The sequence below is a fragment of the Streptomyces sp. A2-16 genome (genome assembly GCF_018128905.1).
Lineage (GTDB): Bacteria > Actinomycetota > Actinomycetes > Streptomycetales > Streptomycetaceae > Streptomyces.
The window spans coordinates 7,633,717-7,652,111 of record NZ_CP063808.1 but is presented as its reverse complement, the minus strand read 5'-3'; the positions used below and the strand labels follow the sequence as shown (position 1 = coordinate 7,652,111).

Genomic DNA, 18,395 nt, shown 5'->3' with positions numbered 1-18,395 from the left:
CACAAACAAATCAGAGGTTTGCCGGGCCTTGGGGTACCAACAGCCCCCTGAGCAGCAGGAGTTACAGAAAATGATGCTCTGCTCACCGGCCCCGGTCCAGGAACGCGAGCACCGCCAGAACGCGGCGATTGTCGTCGTCCGACACCTCAAGGCCCAGTTTGGCGAAGATGTTGGCGGTGTGTTTGGCGATCGCCCGTTCCGTGACGACGAGCTTGGCGGCGATCGCCGCGTTCGACCGCCCCTGCGCCATCAGTTCGAGCACTTCCCGCTCCCGGGGCGTGATCCGCGCGAGCGGCTGGTCATCGGCGGCCCGCCGGGCCAGCAGCTGCTGGATCACCTGCGGGTCCATCGCCGTACCGCCCGCCGCGACCCGTCGTACGGCGTCCACGAACTGCTCCGCGTCGAACACCCGGTCCTTGAGCAGATAGCCCACCCCGCCGCTGCCGTCGGCGAGCAGCTCGCGCGCGTACAGCTGCTCCACGTGCTGGGAGAGCACCAGCACCGGCAGCCCCGGTCTGTCCCGCCGGGCGTTCAGCGCGCACTGCAGCCCCTCGTCGGTGTGCGTCGGCGGCAGCCGTACGTCGACCACGGCGACGTCCGGTTCCAGCTCGGCCAGCGCGCGGGCCAGTTCGGGCCCGCTCTCGACGGCCGCGGCGATCTCGAAGCCGTGGGCCTCCAACAGCCGTACGAGACCGTCGCGCAGCAGGAAGAGGTCTTCGGCGAGGACTACGCGCAAGGGATCTCCATGGTCACCATGGTGGGACCGCCCGCGGGTGAGCTGACGGCCAGGACGCCGTCGAATGTACCGAGGCGCCGCTCGACTCCGGCCAGGCCCGAACCGGCCCCGATCACCGCGCCGCCCCGGCCGTTGTCGGTGACGGTGATCCGCAGCATCCCCGCCCCCTCCTTCACGTGATGCAGGTCGATCCAGATCCGGTCGGCGCCCGAGTGCTTGACCGCGTTGGTGAGCGCCTCGCTGACGGCGAAGTAGGCGGCTGACTCCACGGGGGCCTCCGGGCGGCCCGGCAGTTCCACGCTCACCTCCGTCGGGACCGGCATCCTGAGCGCCAGCGCCCTTACCGCGTCGCCCAGTCCGCGCTCGGCCAGCACCGGCGGATGGATGCCGCGCACCAGGTCGCGCAGTTCGGTGAGCGCGTCCGCGGAGGACTGGCGGGCCTGCGCGAGCAGCCGCCTCGCCTGTTCGGGGTCCTTGTCGAGGAGCATCTCGATGGTGCCGAGATCCATGCCCATGGCGACCAGACGGGCCTGCGCCCCGTCGTGCAGATCCCGCTCGATGCGCCGCAGTTCGGCCGCGGAGGTGTCCACGGCGTCCCGCCGGGTCTCGGTGAGGACCCGGACGCGTTCGGCCAGCTCGCCCTGTCCGGCGCCGAGCACGGTCCGGGTGAGCCGGAAGTGCACGGTCAGCAGACGCGGTGCGAGCGGGGCGAGGGCCAGCAGGGCGACGCCGAGGGCGCCGGCGGCGAGCGCGGAGGTCTGGTCGGCGACGCGCACGAAGCCGTACCAGTAGCCGCCCGACGCGGCGAGCGGCCGCCACAGCCCGGCCGCGACCGCGATCCCCTCCAGCGGGTAGAACACGAGCACCGCGGGCAGCAGCGCGGTCACGAAGCCCGCCGTCATGTCCACCGGCAGCCACCGCAGATCCCGCCAGGTCGCCGGGTCCCGCAGCATCCCGAAGGTGCGCGTCCAGGGGTTGGGGTCCTTCGGCTCCGGCCGGTAGGCCGACGGGATCCGCACCCCGCCCCACTCGGCCGCCAGGACCCGCCGCCAGTCCGCGAGCGCCCGCACCCCCGTGAGCACCCAGGGGGTCGTGATCAGACCGACGCCGATCGGCACGAGGGCGATCGACACCAGGGCGAGCGTGAAACCGAGCACCGCCCCCGGCAGCGTCACCAGCGCCAGCGCGAGCCCCCGTGCGGCCGCGAGCCCCATGGCCCGCACCCTCGTACTCCAGCTGCCGTTCCCCGTCTGCATGGTCATACAGTCAGTCTCGTCCAGCGGGACGGCGCGGGGCACTGGGTCTGGCCGCCCGGTCGGGGGTGGTGCCGGATACACCCTGTGCCGTGCTCACACCGTGAATCGCGCCACAGCACCACCAGGTAACACGGGGTTCACATTCGAGCAATGATCGGGAAATCGCCTGTTGACAGGCTCGCGGGCGTCAAGTGGCGGCGTTTCAGTGCCGCAGCGCCGCAGCACCCGCAGTGCGTAGACACATCCCCGAAGGAAGTGGCCCGTGACCTTCAAGGCTGAGTACATCTGGATCGACGGCACCCAGCCGACGGCCAAGCTCCGTTCCAAGACGAAGATCCTGGCGGACGACGCCAAGGGCGCGGAGCTGCCGATCTGGGGCTTCGACGGGTCCTCCACGAACCAGGCCGAGGGGCACTCCTCGGACCGTGTCCTCAAGCCGGTCTTCTCCTGCCCCGACCCGATCCGCGGCGGCGACGACGTCCTCGTCCTGTGCGAGGTCCTCAACATCGACATGACGCCGCACGAGTCCAACACCCGTGCCGCGCTGACCGAGGTCGCGGAGAAGTTCGCCGCGCAGGAGCCCATCTTCGGCATCGAGCAGGAGTACACGTTCTTCAAGGACGGCTACCCGCTCGGCTTCCCCAAGGGCGGCTTCCCGGCCCCGCAGGGCGGCTACTACTGCGGTGTCGGCGCGGACGAGATCTTCGGCCGTGACGTCGTCGAGGCGCACCTGGAGAACTGCCTCGCGGCCGGCCTGGCGATCTCCGGCATCAACGCCGAGGTCATGCCCGGCCAGTGGGAGTTCCAGGTCGGCCCGGTCTCCCCGCTGGAGGTCTCCGACCACCTGTGGGTGGCCCGCTGGCTGCTCTACCGCACCGCCGAGGACTTCGGCATCTCCGCCACCCTGGACCCGAAGCCGGTCAAGGGCGACTGGAACGGCGCGGGCGCGCACACCAACTTCTCCACCAAGGCGATGCGCGAGGGCTACGACGCGATCATCACCGCCGCCGAGTCGCTGGGCGAGGGCTCCAAGCCGCTCGACCACGTCAAGAACTACGGCGCCGGCATCGACGACCGCCTGACCGGCCTGCACGAGACCGCCCCGTGGAACGAGTACTCCTACGGCGTCTCCAACCGCGGTGCCTCGGTCCGTATCCCGTGGCAGGTCGAGAAGGACGGCAAGGGCTACATCGAGGACCGCCGCCCCAACGCCAACGTCGACCCGTACGTCGTCACGCGTCTGCTCGTCGACACGTGCTGCTCCGCCCTGGAGAAGGCCGGCCAGGTCTGATCCCCACCGCTTTCCCAGGGGCGTCCACCGGCCACGGTGGGCGCCCCTCGGCGTGCTGTCGGCGGCCGTGCGGGTGCGTCACGTCATTTTCACGCCAACGAAGTGTCCGAGCAGTGAGAGGAGTCTCCTGTTGTCGGCCGACGTCTGCTTCAATGAGCTCATGGCCAGCTACCGGAAGTGCATCGCGACAGGTCGCCATGACCTCGAGCCCTTCTGGCCCTCCCGTCAGCACCACGACTTCGACCGGGTGTGTTGCCGCGCGATGAACGCGCCGGCCCTCTAAAGCCGTACACCCCGGCCTTCGGCCAGCGCGCAGTCGACGTACGTCTCCAGACGACCTTCTCGCGCGAAAGAGCTGACCTCATGGCGACCACTCGTTCCCTCTCCACCGTCACCCTCCCCGCCCCGTCCGAGAACGGCGCACGGCACCGGCTCCGAGCCGTCGGCCCGGACGAGGTCCCGCACGTGGCGGAGTTCCTCCCCCCGGGCGCCACCTGGCTGCCCGCTCCCCAGCACACCCTGCCCACCCTGCCGGGCCAGCCCCCGATGATCGGCTACCTGGTGCTCGTCCCGGCCGACCAGCACCAGCCCTTCCGGCCGGAACCGACGGTCACGGACGACGACGCGCACCTCGTGCGGATCGACACCGGGCAGCGCACCGCCGAGGTGAACGGCCGCGAACTCGACCTCACCTACCTGGAGTTCGAGCTCCTCGCCCACCTCGTCCAGAACCCCAACCGGGTGCACACCCGTGACCAGCTGGTCACCACGGTCTGGGGCTACGGCCATGTCGGCGACGGCCGTACCGTCGACGTCCACATCGCCCGGCTGCGCCGCAAGCTGGGCGCGGACTTCCGGGGCGCGATCCAGACCGTAAGGCGGGTCGGCTACAAGTACACCCCGCCGACCGGCGACTGACCCGCCCCCTCCGCCCCGTCTGCCCAGGGCAGATCCGGGTTCCCTCGTGCCGTCCCGGCGGGCACAGTCACCGGCATGAGACTTCTTCTGCTGGGTGGTACGGAGTTCGTCGGCAGGGCCGTCGCCGAGGCGGCCCTCAGGCGCGGCTGGGAGGTGACCGTCTTCCACCGGGGGCGGCACGCGCCCGTGGCCGGGGTGCGGTCGCTGCACGGTGACCGCACCGCGCCCGACGGGCTCGCCGCCCTCGCCGAGGGCGGCGAGTGGGACCTCGTCGTCGACACCTGGTCGGGGGCGCCCCGCGCGGTCCGGGACGCGGCGCGGCTGCTGCGGGGCCGCGCCGACCGGTACGCGTACGTGTCGAGCTGCTCGGTGTACACCTGGCCCCAGCCGGCCGGGTACACCGAGGAGGCCCCCGTGGTCGAGGGCGCCTCGGCCGACGCGGACACGACCGACTACGCCCATGACAAACGCGGCGGCGAACTGGCCGTGCTGGACGCCTTCGGCTCGGACCGCTCGCTGCTCGTACGGGCCGGCCTGATCCTCGGCCCGTACGAGAACATCGGCCGGCTCCCGTGGTGGCTGGGCCGAGTCGCCCGCGGCGGTCAGGTCCTCGCGCCCGGGCCACGGGACCTGCCCCTCCAGTACGTCGACGTCCGCGATCTGGCGGAGTGGGTACTGGGCGCCGCCGCGGACGGCCGGTCCGGCCCGTACAACCTGGTCAGCCCGCCGGGCCACACGACGACGGGGGAGTTCCTCGAAGCCTGTGCGACGGCGACGGGCTCGGACGCCTCCCTGCGCTGGACGGACCCGGACGCGGTCCTCGCGGCGGGCATCGCCCCCTGGACCGACCTCCCGGTGTGGGTCCCGCCGGGCTCCGACCTGCACACCACCCTCCATGGCGCGGACACCTCCCGGGCCGCCGCGGCCGGCCTGCGCTGCCGTCCGGTCGCCGAGACGGTCGCCGACACCTGGAGCTGGCTGTGCGGGATCGGCGGCGTCGCCCCGCAGCGCCCGGACCGGCCGGTGGTGGGCCTGGACCCGGAGACGGAGGCGAAGGTGCTGGCCGGCAGGTAGGCCGTCGCCGGTCGCGTACGGCCGGTGAGGTCAGTCCTCCTCGGCCACCGCGTCCCGCACCCCGGCCAAGAACCCCCGGATCGCCGCCCGTTCCCCCTCGTCGTACCCCTGGAGCAGCTCCACCGTCCGCCCGATCAGCGGTCCGAAGAAGGCCTGCCCCAGCTCCACCGCCCGCTCGTCCACTTCGACGACCACCTTGCGCCGGTCCTCGCGCCCCCGTGCCCGCCGCACATGACCGGCCCGCTCCAGCCGGTCGAGCAGCGCGGTCGTCCCCGCCGAGTTGAGCCCGAGCTCCGCGCCGAGCCGTCCCGCCGTCAGCTCCTCTCCCGCGCGGGAGGCGTCCATCAGGGCGATCAGTGCGCGCACGTCCGTCGGATGCATGGCGTTGCGCTGGGCGAACCGGGCGCTGTGCAGGCCGAGTTCGACGGTCACCGCGCGCAGGAGATGGACGATCTCCATCTCGGGTCCCTGGGACGGCATGCGCATTCTCCCCTATCATCTCGCTCAACAAGTGTCTTGCTGAGCGAGATAATAGGGGAGGGGTCGATGGGCAGGTACGACGGCGACGCGTTCGAGGCCGCCTACGACAAGGTGCTGGCCAAGTGGCCCGCCGACCGGGAGGCACTGCGGGTGCCCACCCCGTTCGGCACGACCCATGTCAACGTGTGCGGCCCGGCCGACGCGCCCCCGCTCGTCCTGCTGCCGGGCGGCGGGGGAGCGACCTCCACGTCCTGGTACGCCCAGGCCGCCCACCTCGCCCGCACCCGCCGGGTCCTCGCCGTCGACCTGATCGGCGCCCCGGGCCGCAGTGAACCGGCCGCCGACCGTCACCCCCGCACGGTCGCCGACCTGGTCGCCTGGCTGGACGCCCTCCTCGACGGACTGGGCATCGAGCGGGCCGACGTCGGCGGGCACTCCTACGGCGCCTGGATCGCCCTGCACCACGCCCTGCGTGCCCCCGACCGGATGCGCCGCCTGTTCCTCCTGGACCCGACCCAGTGCTTCGCCGGGTTCAAGGCGGCGTATCTGCTGCACGCCCTGCCGATGCTGCTGCGCCCCACGCCGGCCCGGGTCCGCGCCTTCCTGGAATGGGAGACCGGGAAGGTCGCACTGGATCCCGACTGGCTTCGCCTCCAGGAGGCCGCCGCGGGCTTCCCCGCCACCAGGCCGGTCACCGGGCCCCGCCCCGCCCCCGAGGCGCTGCGCGCCCTGAACGCGCCGGTCCTGCTGCTCGTGGCCGCGAACAGCAGGACCTGTGACACGTATGACGTGACAGCCCGGGCGGCCGAACTGCTGCCACGGGTGGAAGCCGACGTGGTCCCCGGCGTCTCCCACCATGCGTTGCCGCAGTCCGCACCACCCGAACTGGCCCGCCGCCTCACCGAGTTCCTGGGCGAATAGCCTCACCCCACCTTCTCGATCGCGGCCCGGCGGATGAGGAACTTGCCGGGCTCCCGTACCTGTTCGAAGGCCGCGTTGTTGAGCAGGACACAGCTGCCGGAGACCGAAGTGACCTCCACCGTCGTGGACTTGTTGTTGTCCAGGTTGGTGACCTTCAACTTCGTGCCGGCCGGGAACTGGTTGCTGGACGCGGCGGGCGCACCGGCCTCACCGGAGAGCGTGACGGTCGAGCCGTTGCACACCTGCTGCCCGGAGGCGGCGTTGCCCGCCGGGGGAGCCTGGGAGGCGGGCGGAGCCTGGGGTGCGGCGGGCGCGGATGCCGACGCGGCCTGGGAGGGCTGCTGTCCCGCGGCGGCCTGGGAGCCCTGAGCCGACTCCCCGACCACGCAACCGGACGCCTCCTGCTGCACCTTGATCTGCGCGATCACCGCTTCCCGGTTGGCGATCCGGGCCGCCGACTGTGCGTCGGGAGTGGCTCGCTGCCCCTCGATGAACCGCTGGTTGTTGCCGAGCGCGGTGGCGAGCCCCTGGCAGACCGTGGACTGGGCCGCCGTCTGCGGACTCGCGGCGTTCGAGGTGGAGGCCATCGCGAAGGCCCCACCACCCGCCACCGCCGCCGCGCTCACCAGCAGCGCGACTTTCTTCTTCGTACCGAGTGTTCTCCTGCGCGACATCCGCGCCTCCTGAGAGCTAGGGGAGCGTACGCCGCTATGTACGAGATACCGAACGAGGTTACTCAGTGGTCACGGGAGTCCGTTGACGTAACCTGCGTCACACCCCGCTACTTCCTGGCCATGGCGTCCCGTACGGCGTCCTCGGTCCGGCCGACCACCGCCGAGCCGTCGTCCGCCGTGATGAGGGGCCGCTGGATCAGCTTGGGGTGCTCGGCGAGGGCAGTGATCCACCGGTCGCGCGAACTGTCGTCACGGGACCACTCCTTGAGGCCGAGCTCCTTGGCATCGGCCTCCTGGGTGCGGGTGATGTCCCACGGTTCGAGGCCGAGCCGATCGAGCACCTCGCGGATCTCGTCCTCGCTCGGGACGTCCTCCAGATAGCGGCGGACGGTGTACTCGGCACCCTCCGCGTCGAGCAGGCTGATCGCGCTGCGGCACTTCGAACAGGCCGGATTGATCCAGATCTCCATGGCACCCACGGTACGTGAAAACCCGTTCTCCACCTGCGTCACAGCACCCCCGAAAGCCCTTGTGGCCAGGGGCTTTTGTCAGTGCCGGGCGGTAGAATGAAACCAGTGTTCGAGGGCGTCGCCGGGGGTAGCCGGCGGTCGTCCTGACCGCGACAGGAGGATGCCTGTGCCCGCTGCCGCACTGAAGCCGAAGCCGTTGCCGACCCAGTCCACCGCGAAGCACCCCGTGCTGCTCGACCTGCCGTACACCCCCGTGGAGAAGCGCCCGTTGCCGCCGGGCCGCCCCCGCGAGTGGTATGTCACCCACAACCGCCGACTCAAGGCGATGCGGCTCGCGATCGCCCTGCTCGACTCCGGCGTCTACGTGCCGAACCAGGCCCGCAACGACACGATCCGGGACGCCGCCGAGACGATCGGCGTACATCCGCCGTCGGACACGACGTGCCACATGGTGCGGGCGCTGATGCGGTACTCGCGCTAGGCCGTGACGCCGGGTGCCCCGCTCTTCGGGGGTGCCCGGCGTCCCGGTCCGGGGCGGGCTCCGCGTCCCGCTCGGCGGCCGGGCTCGGCGTCCCGGTCAGCCGGCGGGTCCGCCGTACCGCTCAGCCGGCGGGTCCGCCGTACCGCTCAGTCCGCGGGTCCGGCCAGCTCCTTCTCCAGCGGGACCCGGAACCGCGGTGTCACCCGGGTGGTCCCCACCCAACTCCCGAGGCGCTCCGCCTCCACGGCGATGGCCGCCTCGGCCTCGCGCCCCACGCCCTCCGTGTCCAGCAGCCGCCAGACGATCTCCCCGTCCGGCCGCTGGCCCCAGCCGCCCACCACCCGGCCGTTCCACCACACCGTCGGTCCCACGTTGCCGCTCCGGTCGAACAGCGCGGGCCGCAGCGACGGCGCCAGATACCAGTCCCGCTGCTGCCAGCCCATCGCCGTCGGGTCGAGGCCCGGCAGCAGGGCGGCCCAGGGCTCCACGGGCCCCGCGAGCGGGCCGGCGTCGCCCTCGACGACGTAGGCCGGACCCTCGTCCACGCTCACCCGCTCCGCACGGATCGCCGTGAGCGCGCGGCGGACGTCGGTCACCTTCCAGCCCGTCCACCACTTCAGGTCGGCCTCGGTGGCGGGACCGCACACGGTCAGCCAGTGCCGCAACAACCCCGCCTGGGCCACGGCCACGTCCAGCTCCGGATGCGGGGGTGCCACCGCCCAGCGGAACTGCGTGGAGATCCAGGAGCCGAGCGGCCGCCCGCGGACCACCTTGCCCTCCACACCGAGGACCCTCAGCAGGCGGCTCCCGACGGTGTGGACGCCCTCGTAGCTCTTCCCGGCCGCGTACGCGAACTGCTCCCGCAGCCGCGGTTCGTCCTCGGCGAGCTCCGATGCCGTCGCCTGACCGCGCCGGGCGAGCGCGACCAGCGCCGACTCCTCGACCTCCTTCAGCCAGGTCGCGTCCGGGGCACCGGCCTTCGCCATGTCCTTGATGAGCTTGTCCCGTTCACGGGCGGCGACGGTGACACCGGTCGAGGCGTGCACGACCGCGGTGAGCTCGGTCGGGAACGCGAACACGGTGTGCCGCATCCCGTGCATCCGCACCAGCGAACGGTCCTCGTACAGCGCCCGCTCCGTCTCGGCGACGGTCCGGGCCGGGTCCACGAGCCGCGCGCCGACCGCCAGATACACGGTCGCGGGATCGGACCCGTGCAACGCGACCAGGGCGCCGGCCACCTCCTCGGGGCTGCCCGCACGAGCTCCCGCGGCCAGCTGATGCCGCACTGCCAGCCGAGCCCGCCGCTCGTCCACCCCGATGTACCGCTCCCCGTCACCCATGAGCCCATCTTGGCGCAGGCCACTGACAACGCGCCCCGCAGAGACGCCGGGCTGTACCGGATGTGCGGCTACCGCCGCGCGGGCGCGACCAGCCACGACGGCGCCGCGGACGAACGACGGCACATCGCCGCACTTCCACGGAGCGCAGGTCACCCGATCGCCGTACCCGGCATGCGCACCATCCCCCTCCGGCCCTTCACTGCGATGAGGAGGTGACCCACACACCGGCGACCAGGAGGCGGGCGTGACGCAGAGGCACGGCTCATGATCACCCCCGGCACACCGCAGGACCGCGCCCGCGCCGCCCGCAAACGTGTCTCCCGCTCCGCCCACGCCGTCTGGATCCCCTCCGTCGACCGCCCCGACCCCGTCGCCGTACTGGAGCGCCAGGGCCGCGACCGCCTTCCGGAGCTGCTGCCGATCCGGTACGGCAGGATGTCGGCCTCCCCCTTCGCCTTCCTGCGCGGCGCGGCCGCCGTGATGGCCGCCGATCTCGCCGCCCAGCCCCACACCGGCCTCACCGTGCAGCTCTGCGGCGACGCCCACCTGCTCAACTTCGGTCTGTACGCCTCCCCGGAACGCTCCCTCCTCTTCGACCTCAACGACTTCGACGAGACCTTCCCCGGCCCGTTCGAGTGGGACGTGAAACGGCTCGCCGCGAGCGTCGCGGTCGCTTCCCGCGAGAACGGGCACAGCGAGGCCAAGGCCCACCGGGCGGCCGCGGAGACGGTCACCGCGTACCGCACGGCCATGCGACGGCTGGCCCCCCTGGGCGAGCTGGAGGTCTGGTACGCGAAGGTCGACGCCGACAGCCTGCTGCCCCTCGTCCGCTCCGACCGGCACCGCCGGCGCGTGGAGTCCAGCCTCACCCGCGCCCGCCGCCGCACCAGCCTCCAGGCCCTCGGCAAGCTGACGGAGGTCGTCGACGGCCGCCGCCGCATCATCACCGACCCGCCGCTCCTCGAACCGGCCGGCGCCCCCGACATGGCCGGCCTGCGCAAGATCTTCAGCGACTACCGCTCCACGCTCTCCGAGGAACGCCGACTGCTCCTGGACCGCTACCGCTTCGTCGACGCGGCCCGCAAGGTCGTCGGCGTCGGAAGCGTCGGCATGCGCTGCTTCATCGTGCTGCTGGCCGGACGGGACGCCGACGACCCCCTGTTCCTGCAGATCAAGGAGGCCCGGACGTCCGTACTCGAACAACATCTCCCGCAGGGCCCGTACGTCCACCCCGGCCGCCGTGTGGTGGTCGGTCAGCGTCTGCTCCAGTCGGCGAGCGACATCTTCCTGGGCTGGATGAGCGGACCGCAGGGACGGGCCTACTACTGGCGCCAACTGCGCGACATGAAGGGCTCCGCGGACGTGGCCGGCATGCCCCCGGCCGACCTCAGGGCCTACGCCCGCCTCTGCGGCACCACTCTGGCGCGCGCCCACGCCCGCTCCGGCGACCGCGCCGCCATCGCCGCGTACCTGGGCGGCGCCGACACCTTCGACCAGGCGGTCGCCGACTTCGCACTCGCCTACGCCGCCCGCACCACGAGCGACCACGCGACCCTGTGCGCCGCCATCGCGGCGGGCGTGGTCCGGGCGGCCCCGGGCGAATGACCGAAGGCGGCGGGGGCAGCCGTACGGCGAGGGCGGTCCGGTCGGCGTACGGCGACGGCGGTCCGGTCGGCGTACGGCGAGGGCGGTCCGGTCGGCGTACGGCGACGGCGGCCCGGTCGGTCGTACGGCGACGGCGGCCCGGTCAGCCGGGAACCTCCCGCCGCCTCACCCGTACCGCTCCACCAACTCCCGCACATAGACCTCCAGCCGCCCGCTCAACACCTCCGACGTCAGCTCGGTGCGGCCGAGTTCGCGCCACGGCCCGGCGAGCTTCGCCGCGTCGGGGCAGTAGGCGAGCGCGTCGAGGAGCCGCCAGTACAGGTGGTCCGGCCCGTCCGCGAGCCGACGCCCGCCGTGCGCCTCGTACCGCTGCCGGAAGGCGAGCCCGTGTTCGGGTCCGTGCAGCAGGGCGAGGGCCGTCGAGCAGTGCGCGACATCCAGGTCGGCGGGACCCCAGGAGGTCTCCACCCAGTCGACCACCCCGCTGACCCGCAGCCCGGCGCCCGCCCCGGTGAACAGCACGTTCCCGGGATGGAAGTCCCGGTGCAGAAAGCATCCCTCGTACGGCGGCGGGTCCCGGCGGAGCACGTCCACGGCCCGCTCCCACAGCGGGCCGTGGACCCCTCGGACCCTCTCCGGCCCCGTCCACGCCTGGTAGGTGCGCGGCCGCTCCTCGGGAACGACCCGGTGGATCCGTACGAGTTGGGCCGCCAGGAGATCCAGCCGCTCCTCCATGTCCTCCTCGTCGACCCGCACCCGTCCCGGCAGCCGGGACATCAACAGCGAGGGATGGTCGCAGTGCTCGGCGGTGGGGTCCACGGCGACGAGCCGGGGGGCCGGGACGCCGTCGACGGCGGCGAGCAGCGCCAGGACCGACGCCTCGCGGCCCAGCAGACCGGGGGCGTGGTGCCGGAAGAAGGGCTTCACGAACGACCGCAGGACCAGCTCGGTGCCGTCGTCGAGGGCGAGCCCGCGCATCTGGGAGCTCCACCCCCCGGACAGAAAGCCCGAGTCGACGACCGAACGGCCCGCCGGGAGCCGCTTGGCCACCCAGCCCTCGGTCGCCGTCCACCCCCGGTCGCCGAGCCCGGTCAGCAGCGCGGACACCAACTCCCGCCGGTCGGCGGGATGATCGTGCAGCCACTGCCCCAACCGGTGCTCGGCCTCGGGCAGTTCGAGGCGCGTGAACTGGGACCGGAAGGCCAGTGCCTCCTGCACGGCCTCGGTGACCGCCGGCGGGATCACCGCATCCGTGCCGGGTACGACGAGCACCGCCCGCCCCTCGTACGCCCGCAGCACCTCCAGGGCGGGGGAGCTCCGCCAGCTGTCCGGCCGCCGGATGACCTCGCTGAAGCGCCCGTCCCCCCGGCCGAACGGCAGGTCCCAGGCCTCTTCCCCGTACACGGCGGGCGCGCACAGCCCCAGCGCCATAACCCGCTCGCCGTAGTGGCGGGCGAGGTCCGCCACCGTCTGCCCGCTCATGCTGAACCCGACCAGCACCAGCGGCCCGTCCGCCGGAACCCGCGCGTCGATCACGGCGACCGCCTGCTCGAACCGGCGGCGCAGGCTCAACTCGGCGAGTTTCCCGGAGCTTTCACCGTGCCCCGAGAAGTCGAAGGCGAGCGCACGACAGCCGTGGGCCACGAACTCGTCGAGCAGCGGCAGGAGTCGCTCCTTGCTGCCGCTGCCTGCTCCGTGCAGCAGGACGGCGGTCGGGGACACCGCGGTCGCCGACACGGCCGTCGCCGGGCGGCCGCCGTACCCGCCACGAAGGCGCTCACCGGCGTGTTCCTGGGTGAAGGGCTCGAGCATGCCGTCGACTCCGGAGTGTGGGGAAACAGCCTCGCGCAGGGCAGGCATCAGCCCGCCCCTCCGGGGCTACTCTTCTACACCACACCCACGCACACGGAGGCCCGTCATGGGCACCATCGTCCTTTCCGGGACCGTCGTCCTGGTCATCCTGGGCTTCGGGAACCACACCTGGTGGCTCGTCGCCGTCGCCCTGCTCTTCGTGTACATGCAGTACGGCCGGGGCGGTGCCTCGGCGTCCTCGTCGGGCGGCCCGTCCGGCGGCAACTCGGGGACCGCGCCCGGCAGCTACCGGGCCTACCGCGACCGCCGGGACAAGCAGGCCAGGTGGGACCGCCGGTACCGCCGCGAGCGCCCCCTGGAGTCCCGCCGCCAGGCGCGCGAGAGAAAGGGCTAGGGGCTCAGAGGCCGGGGGCGCCCCACAGCGGGAACCAGCGGTTCAGGTCCTGCTCGATGCGCAGATCGTTCGCGAGCGCGGCCTTCACCCGAAGTTCCAGCGGGTTGTCGCGCCGCTGTCCCGCACCGGGCAGCGGCGCGAAGGGGTAGAAGCTGCCGCGCTTGTAGAGGTAGACCAGCGCGAGGGAACGGCCCTCGGTGTCCTGGAACCCGGCCAGCGAGCACAGCAGTTGCGGCCCGAAGCCGTTGACCTCCATTGAACTGTTCACCGCGTGCAGGTCGTTGACCAGCTGCGGCAGCTGCTCCGGGACCCGCTCGGAGACCAGCCAGGAGTAGCCGAAGTCGTCCCTGGTGAGCTGCACCGGGGGGCCGTCCCGGTCGGCGTCCGCGTCCAGCAGGGCCTGGACCTCCCGGTGCGTCTGCTCGAAGGCCGCGCCCTCGACCGTGGCGAAGCACACCGCGCCGCGCCCGGTCGGCCTGAAGGAGGCGGCCGCCTCCAGCGTCACGGCCGCCGACGGCAGCGCGAAGAGCTGGTCGAGATCGGGCGCGACGGGCTTGGTGCGCCCGAGCAGGATGTCCAGCAGCCCCATCCTCAGCCCGCCTTCCCGGGCTCCACCGGCTCACCCAGCTCCGTGGAGATCCGCCCCAGTTGATCCAGCCGCTGTTCCAGCGAGGGGTGGGTCGAGAAGATCCGCTCGATGCCGGGCTCCTTGCCGGTGGCCGGGGTGAAGTAGAAGGCGTTGAAGGCCTGGGCGGTCCGCAGGTCCTTGGTGGGGATGCGGGCGATGTCCCCGGAGACCTTGGTGAGCGCGGAGGCCAGGGCGGAGGGCCGGCCGGTGAGATGGGCCGCCGCCCGGTCCGCCGCCAGTTCGCGGTACCGGGACAGTGCCCTGATCAGCAGGAAGCTGAGCGCGTACACGGCCGCCGAGACGCCCATCACGGCGGCGAAGAGCACAGCGGTGTTCTGGTCCTTCCGGCCGCCGAACAGCTGGCTGTAGAAGGCGAACCGCACGATCAGGCCGGCGATCACGCCCAGGAACGAGGCGATGGTGATCACGGCGACGTCCTTGTGCGCCACGTGCGACAGCTCGTGCGCGAGGACGCCCTCCAGTTCGGCGGGGTCCAGCCGGTCGAGCAGCCCGGTGGTCACGCACACCACGGCGTTGTCCGGGTTCCGCCCGGTGGCGAACGCGTTCGGCATGTCCATCGTGGACACCGCGACGACGGGCTTGGGCATGTCCGCGATGGCGCACAGCCGGTCGACCACGGCGTGCAGTTCGGGATACTCCACCGGCCCCACGACCCGCCCGCGCATGGCGAACATCGCGATCTTGTCGGAGAACCAGAACTGCGCCACGAACATCACGGCGATCAGGCCCACGACCAGCAACCAGGACTTCAGCAACACGATCAACGCGGCGAAGAAGGCCACGTACAGCAACCCGAGCAGGAACATAGTGACCGTCATCCGCACGGTCAGTCGCCGGTCGCTCCGGAAACGACTCCGCATCTGTACCACCCCGCAGTCAGGCACTCGTCCCACCTTCAGTGTGCACCCGCCGCTGCCCATGAAGCGGTCCCGATCGGCCCTAGGGCCAGCAAAGGCTCAGACCCTGAGGCCGGCCTCCCACATGCGCTGCTTCAGCGCGTGGTCACCGAGCAGGTGCCGCACCCGCCCCAGCAGCTCACCCAGCTCGGCCGACCCGGGCGGCACCTTGTCCGTCGGACGCCAGCGCAGCACGGACTGCCGGGCCCAGTGCCGCAGCTTGTCGTCGGGGTCGTCGACCAGCGCGGCGGCGGCCCGCAGCCGTACGACCCCGTCGTGCGCGTTGAGCAGCCGGAACGCGGAGACCCGCGTCTCCCGGGACCGCGTCACCGCCAGCCGCTCCAGCAGCCAACCGGCGTCCAGCATCCGCGCGGACGGCACCAGCGCCCAGGTCGCCTCCCGCACCACACCGGGCGCGGGATCGTCGAGCAGCGCCCGCAGCCGCGGTACGTCCAGCACGTCCAGTGCCCGCAGCCCGCCGACGGCACGCGTTCTGACCACCGGATCCGGATGCGAGGTGAGCCTCCACAGGGACTCCGCGTCACGACGGTCCCCGCACTCCGCGAGCCCGCTCACCACCCCCGCCGACAGCGTGGCGAGGTCACCGGTGGCACAACGTCGCCGGTACCACTCCACCGGGTCGCCCCCGGACTGCCGTACGACATAGCGCGCACAGGCCCGCACCAGCCCGGCCCGGTCTCCGAGGAACCCGGCCGCCCGCTCCCCGAGCCCGGCCCGCCGCAACGCGGTCACACCGGCCGACCGCGCCCGCGGATTGCGGGCGGTGAGCAGCGGTTCGAGCACGTCGTCGTCCGCGTCACCCTCCGCCACGGCGGCCAGGGCGGCCTCCGAGCAGAGACCCTGGACGACCGTGTCCTCGTCCCGGGCGGCGGTGCGGGCCAGCTCGGCGGGGGAGAGGAGGCCCTCCTCGACGGCGAGCCGGTGGACGAAGCGGCGCACGGCGCGGTCGGCGTGGGTGAGGAGCGGCAGCAGCGCCTCGCGGTCCGCCGAGCGCAGCACCTTGTCGACCAGGCCCACGGCGAAGTCGCCCCGGTGCCGGACGGCGATCCTGAGAGCGAGCGGGGCCAGCGCGACCGCGGACTCCACGGTGACCGCCTCCGCCCACCGAGTCCGGGCCGACTCCCGCACCGGTTCGGCCCAGTCCGCACAGCGCACCACGACCAACGGCAACAACTCCGGCCGCCCCGCGACCATGCCCAGCGCCCGTTCGCGGATCCGCCCGTCCCGGTGGCACAGGGCGAGCGCGAGCGGTCCGTCGGCGAGCGGTTCGCCGCGTCGGAGGGCGTCGGTCAGCGTGCGTCCCCGCTCGGTCCGCTGCCAGGCCGGCATCCAGGTGCCGTCGGCCGAGGAGCGGTCGCTGTGCCGCACCGCTTCGTCCAGCGCGATCCAGACAGCCGGATCGCCCGCACCGAACAGGGCGTCCCGCAGGACGGCCCCTTCCGCGAGGCGCACCGCTGCCTGTGTCCCGTTCCAGATACTGCCGCGCACGTGCCCCGCCCCTCAGTACGGACGGAAGTCCGTGTAGCCCAGCACCAGGATGATCAGCGCCACGATCCCGAAAACGGTCGCCGTGGCCCCCCACGACGACCGGCGCGGAGCACGCAGCTCAGGATCGGCCCGGAACGGCTGAGCCTTCGGCGGGTTCTCCTTCCAGCGGGCGGCGAGCATACGAGCCCGGGCCGAGGGCTCCTTGTGCTCCGCTCCGTCGGCCCAGCGGATGTCGAACTCCCGCTCCTCGTCCTCCGGTTCCGCCATCCCCTGCCCCCCGTCTCCCAAAAACTCGTACAAACAAACGATACGGCGACGCCCCCACCCCTGAACAACAGGAATGGGGGCGCCGCCGTACGGCTTGGGCGTCGATCACACGTCGAAGTACAGCTCGAACTCGTGCGGGTGCGGACGCAGCTGCAGCGGGGCGATCTCGTTCGTCCGCTTGAAGTCGATCCACGTCTCGATCAGGTCCGGCGTGAAGACGTCGCCCTGGAGGAGGAACTCGTGGTCGGCCTCGAGGGAGTTGAGGACCGCCGGGAGGGAGGTCGGGACCTGGGCGACGTTCGCGTGCTCCTCGGGAGCCAGCTCGTACAGGTCCTTGTCGATCGGCTCGGCCGGCTCGATCTTGTTCTTGATGCCGTCGAGGCCCGCGAGCAGCAGGGCCGAGAAGGCGAGGTACGGGTTGCCGGAGGAGTCGGGCGCACGGAACTCGACGCGCTTGGCCTTCGGGTTGGAGCCCGTGATCGGGATGCGCATGGCCGCGGAGCGGTTGCGCTGCGAGTACACCAGGTTGATCGGCGCCTCGAAGCCCGGCACCAGACGGTGGTACGAGTTCACCGTCGGGTTGGTGAAGGCCAGCAGCGACGGGGCGTGCTTGAGGATGCCGCCGATGTAGTAGCGGGCGGTGTCCGACAGGCCCGCGTAACCGGCCTCGTCGTAGAAGAGCGGGGAGCCGCCGGCCCACAGGGACTGGTGGACGTGCATGCCCGAGCCGTTGTCGCCGAAGATCGGCTTCGGCATGAAGGTCGCGGTCTTGCCGTTGCGCCAGGCCACGTTCTTCACGATGTACTTGAAGAGCTGGAGGTCATCGGCCGCGGCGAGCAGCGTGTTGAACTTGTAGTTGATCTCGGCCTGGCCGGCGGTGCCGACCTCGTGGTGCTGGCGCTCGACCTGGAGGCCGGACTTGGCCAGCTCCAGGGAGATCTCGGCACGCAGGTCGGCGAAGTGGTCGACTGGCGGGACCGGGAAGTAGCCGCCCTTGTAGCGGACCTTGTAACCGCGGTTGTCCTCCAGCGCACCGGTGTTCCAGGCGCCCGCCTCGGAGTCGATGTGGTAGAAGGACTCGTTCGACGAGGTGGCGAAACGCACGCTGTCGAACACGTAGAACTCGGCCTCGGGGCCGAAGTACGCGGTGTCGGCGATCCCGGTGGAGGCGAGGTAGGCCTCGGCCTTCTTCGCCACGTTCCGCGGGTCACGGCTGTACTGCTCGCCGGTGATCGGGTCGTGGATGAAGAAGTTGATGTTCAGCGTCTTGTCGCGGCGGAAGGAGTCGACCCGGGCGGTCGACAGGTCCGCGCGCAGCGCCATGTCGGACTCGTGGATGGCCTGGAAACCACGGATCGACGAACCGTCGAACGCGAGCTCCTCGTCCGGGTCGAACGCCTCGACGGGCAGCGTGAAGTGCTGCATGACGCCCGGCAGGTCGCAGAATCGGACGTCGACGAACTTGACGTCCTCGTCCGCGATGAACTTCTTGGCCTCGTCGGCGTTCTGGAACATCCAGCTCCTCCTACTCCCGACCGTTCCTGGACCGGGGTGGTAGTTCGTTCGTGCGGCCAGTGCGGTGGCACACGCTGTCCTCGACCCTAGGGACGGGTGGTTTCTCG

Annotated in this window: 20 protein-coding genes; 8 read left to right on the top strand and 12 right to left on the bottom strand. The window is 71.9% G+C overall.

The features are described from left to right. Positions 1-82 precede the first annotated feature (82 nt). Together IOD14_RS34445 and IOD14_RS34440 are read right to left on the bottom strand one after the other, a co-directional pair. The gene (locus tag IOD14_RS34445; protein WP_212672361.1) at positions 83-736 is read right to left on the bottom strand and encodes a response regulator transcription factor; all 654 of its coding nucleotides are present in this window, start codon (positions 734-736) and stop codon (positions 83-85) included. Beyond that, a complete protein-coding gene (locus tag IOD14_RS34440; RefSeq protein ID WP_123988714.1) occupies positions 727-1,998 on the bottom strand; it encodes a sensor histidine kinase in 1,272 nt (423 codons plus the stop codon). The genes IOD14_RS34445 and IOD14_RS34440 overlap by 10 nt, the downstream gene beginning before the upstream one ends. 256 nt (positions 1,999-2,254) lie before the next feature. Here IOD14_RS34440 and glnII point away from each other — a divergent pair, with 256 nt between their 5' ends. The 3 genes from glnII to IOD14_RS34425 all read left to right on the top strand — a co-directional run bounded on the left by glnII (position 2,255) and on the right by IOD14_RS34425 (position 5,275). Continuing rightward, positions 2,255-3,283 (top strand): glutamine synthetase, encoded by a 1,029-nt coding sequence (gene glnII, locus IOD14_RS34435; protein WP_212672360.1) that lies wholly within the window; start codon positions 2,255-2,257, stop codon positions 3,281-3,283. Between the two features lie 363 nt (positions 3,284-3,646). Continuing rightward, on the top strand, positions 3,647-4,201 hold the full coding sequence (locus IOD14_RS34430; RefSeq protein ID WP_123988712.1) for a winged helix-turn-helix domain-containing protein: 555 nt from the start codon (positions 3,647-3,649) through the stop codon (positions 4,199-4,201). Positions 4,202-4,276: 75 nt separating this feature from the next. Beyond that, the gene (locus IOD14_RS34425; RefSeq protein WP_212672359.1) at positions 4,277-5,275 is read left to right on the top strand and encodes an SDR family oxidoreductase; all 999 of its coding nucleotides are present in this window, start codon (positions 4,277-4,279) and stop codon (positions 5,273-5,275) included. A 30-nt stretch (positions 5,276-5,305) separates the two neighbouring features. Here the strand turns inward: IOD14_RS34425 and IOD14_RS34420 are convergent, their stop codons facing one another. Then, positions 5,306-5,755, bottom strand: a complete 450-nt coding sequence (locus IOD14_RS34420; protein WP_123988710.1) for a helix-turn-helix domain-containing protein — start codon at positions 5,753-5,755, stop codon at positions 5,306-5,308. A 66-nt stretch (positions 5,756-5,821) separates the two neighbouring features. Between IOD14_RS34420 and IOD14_RS34415 the strand changes: the two genes are divergently transcribed. Beyond that, positions 5,822-6,676 (top strand): alpha/beta fold hydrolase, encoded by an 855-nt coding sequence (locus IOD14_RS34415; protein ID WP_212672358.1) that lies wholly within the window; start codon positions 5,822-5,824, stop codon positions 6,674-6,676. 2 nt (positions 6,677-6,678) lie between these two features. Here the strand turns inward: IOD14_RS34415 and IOD14_RS34410 are convergent, their stop codons facing one another. Beyond that, positions 6,679-7,350 carry a hypothetical protein gene (locus IOD14_RS34410; protein ID WP_212672357.1) on the bottom strand — a complete coding sequence of 224 codons (672 nt, stop codon included), beginning with the start codon at positions 7,348-7,350 and terminating at the stop codon, positions 6,679-6,681. 107 nt (positions 7,351-7,457) lie between these two features. Beyond that, on the bottom strand, positions 7,458-7,820 hold the full coding sequence (locus IOD14_RS34405) for an arsenate reductase family protein (RefSeq protein WP_174269103.1): 363 nt from the start codon (positions 7,818-7,820) through the stop codon (positions 7,458-7,460). Positions 7,821-7,986: 166 nt separating this feature from the next. Here IOD14_RS34405 and IOD14_RS34400 point away from each other — a divergent pair, with 166 nt between their 5' ends. Next, positions 7,987-8,301 (top strand): hypothetical protein, encoded by a 315-nt coding sequence (locus IOD14_RS34400; protein WP_123988706.1) that lies wholly within the window; start codon positions 7,987-7,989, stop codon positions 8,299-8,301. Positions 8,302-8,447: 146 nt separating this feature from the next. Here the strand turns inward: IOD14_RS34400 and IOD14_RS34395 are convergent, their stop codons facing one another. Continuing rightward, a complete protein-coding gene (locus IOD14_RS34395; protein WP_123988705.1) occupies positions 8,448-9,641 on the bottom strand; it encodes a winged helix DNA-binding domain-containing protein in 1,194 nt (397 codons plus the stop codon). 9 nt (positions 9,642-9,650) lie between these two features. Between IOD14_RS34395 and IOD14_RS34390 the strand changes: the two genes are divergently transcribed. Both IOD14_RS34390 and IOD14_RS34385 read left to right on the top strand, forming a co-directional pair. Next, a complete protein-coding gene (locus tag IOD14_RS34390) occupies positions 9,651-9,857 on the top strand; it encodes a hypothetical protein (protein ID WP_212672356.1) in 207 nt (68 codons plus the stop codon). Between the two features lie 48 nt (positions 9,858-9,905). Then, a complete protein-coding gene (locus tag IOD14_RS34385) occupies positions 9,906-11,246 on the top strand; it encodes a DUF2252 domain-containing protein (protein WP_212672355.1) in 1,341 nt (446 codons plus the stop codon). Between the two features lie 165 nt (positions 11,247-11,411). On the opposite strand, the gene IOD14_RS34380 is transcribed toward IOD14_RS34385, so the two are convergent. Then, complete coding sequence (locus IOD14_RS34380; RefSeq protein ID WP_123988703.1) at positions 11,412-13,058, bottom strand: alpha/beta fold hydrolase; 1,647 nt, start codon at positions 13,056-13,058, stop codon at positions 11,412-11,414. A gap of 106 nt (positions 13,059-13,164) precedes the next feature. On the opposite strand from IOD14_RS34380, the gene IOD14_RS34375 reads away from it, so the two are divergent. Beyond that, positions 13,165-13,452: a hypothetical protein gene (locus tag IOD14_RS34375; protein WP_123988702.1), complete on the top strand. Its 288-nt coding sequence runs from the start codon at positions 13,165-13,167 to the stop codon at positions 13,450-13,452. Positions 13,453-13,456: 4 nt separating this feature from the next. On the opposite strand, the gene IOD14_RS34370 is transcribed toward IOD14_RS34375, so the two are convergent. The 5 genes from IOD14_RS34370 to glnA all read right to left on the bottom strand — a co-directional run bounded on the left by IOD14_RS34370 (position 13,457) and on the right by glnA (position 18,288). Further along, positions 13,457-14,041, bottom strand: coding sequence for a hypothetical protein (locus IOD14_RS34370; RefSeq protein WP_123988701.1), 585 nt, complete (start codon positions 14,039-14,041; stop codon positions 13,457-13,459). Positions 14,042-14,043: 2 nt separating this feature from the next. Next, positions 14,044-14,961 (bottom strand): zinc metalloprotease HtpX, encoded by a 918-nt coding sequence (gene htpX / locus IOD14_RS34365; RefSeq protein ID WP_212672354.1) that lies wholly within the window; start codon positions 14,959-14,961, stop codon positions 14,044-14,046. Between the two features lie 96 nt (positions 14,962-15,057). Then, complete coding sequence (locus tag IOD14_RS34360) at positions 15,058-16,506, bottom strand: hypothetical protein (protein ID WP_249126126.1); 1,449 nt, start codon at positions 16,504-16,506, stop codon at positions 15,058-15,060. Positions 16,507-16,518: 12 nt separating this feature from the next. Then, positions 16,519-16,773: a hypothetical protein gene (locus IOD14_RS34355; RefSeq protein ID WP_212672353.1), complete on the bottom strand. Its 255-nt coding sequence runs from the start codon at positions 16,771-16,773 to the stop codon at positions 16,519-16,521. Positions 16,774-16,878: 105 nt separating this feature from the next. Next, on the bottom strand, positions 16,879-18,288 hold the full coding sequence (gene glnA / locus IOD14_RS34350) for a type I glutamate--ammonia ligase (RefSeq protein ID WP_123988698.1): 1,410 nt from the start codon (positions 18,286-18,288) through the stop codon (positions 16,879-16,881). Positions 18,289-18,395: the final 107 nt, after the last annotated feature.